Here is a 1,342-nt window from a genome sequence, read left to right as displayed (position 1 = left end):
GCTCTCCCATTCCGGGTCCGGCAGGGCCTTGCGGTCCAGCTTGCCGTTGGCCGAGAGCGGCAGACGCTCCAGCCACAGCAGCCGCGACGGCACCATGTACTCCGGCAGCAGCGCCGACAGATGCTGCTTCAGCCCGGCCTCGTCGGGCTGCGCCTCGCCGGCGATATAGCCGACCAGCCGCCCCTCCCGCAGCACCACCACCGCGTCGCGGACACCCGGGTACGACCGCAGGCCCGCCTCGATCTCGCCGAGTTCGATCCTGAGGCCCCGCAGCTTCACCTGGTGGTCCAGCCGCCCGAGATACTCGATCGCCCCGTCGCCGCGACGCCGCACCAGGTCGCCCGAGCGGTACATCCGGCTGCCCGATGGGCCCTCGGGGTCCGGCACGAACCGGTCCGCCGTCAGGTCCGGACGGCCGAGATAGCCCCGCGCCAGGTTCACCCCGGCGATGTACAGCTCGCCCGACACACCCTCCGGCACCGGGTTCAGGTCGGCATCCAGCACATGGATCCGGGTGTTGGCGATGGCATGCCCGATCGGCACGCTGCGCTGGCCAGGTTCGGGCCGGCAGGCCCAGAAGGTCACGTCGATCGCCGCCTCGGTCGGGCCATAGAGGTTGTGCAGCCCGGCCCCGGTCTGGCCCAGCACCTCGTCCTGCAGCTCCCGCGGCAGCGCCTCGCCGCTGCAGATGATCCGGCGCAGGCTGCGGCAGCCCGGCAGCTCGCCCGATGCCGCGAACGCCCCCAGCATCGACGGCACGAAGTGCAGCGTCGTGATCCCCTCGGTCCGGATCACCCGGCCCAAGGCCTCCGGGTCACGATGCGCCCCAGGCTCCGCCACCACCAGGCAGGCCCCGGTCATCAGCGGCCAGAAGAACTCCCACACCGACACGTCGAAGCCGTAGGGCGTCTTCTGCAGCACCCGGTCCCCAGGACCGATGCCGTATTCCGCCTGCATCCATTGCAGCCGGTTCAGCAGGCCCTTGTGGCTGTTGCCCACCGCCTTGGGCTTGCCGGTCGAGCCCGAGGTGGTGATGCAGTAGGCCAGGCCCTCCGGATGCCAAGCCACCGCCGGCGTCTGCTCCGGGTATCCGGACAGGTCCCAGCCCTCCAGCGCCACCACCTCGATGCCCTCGATCTGCGGCAGCCGGTCGGTGAGATGGGCCTGGGCCAGGACCAGCCTGAGGCCGGTCTCGGCGATGGTGCCGGCCAGCCGCTCGCGCGGGTGCTCCGGGTCGAGCGGCAGATAGGCCCCGCCCGCCTTGGCGATGCCGAGCAGCGCCACGACCATCTCGACCGACCGCTCCGCCGCCACCCCGACCAGCACGTCCGGGCCGATGCCG

The 1,342-nt window shown here is 71.9% G+C and carries 1 protein-coding gene; it reads right to left on the bottom strand.

All coding sequences use genetic code 11. The annotated features are described in order from the left end of the window. Positions 1–1,342: amino acid adenylation domain-containing protein (locus tag AAHM41_RS40180; protein ID WP_342242254.1), on the bottom strand; the 1,342-nt coding region annotated here is incomplete at both ends.

Source organism: Inquilinus sp. OTU3971, from assembly GCF_038440215.1.
Note: the sequence above shows the minus strand (reverse complement) of the source record. Positions and strands in the feature narration are given on the sequence as shown.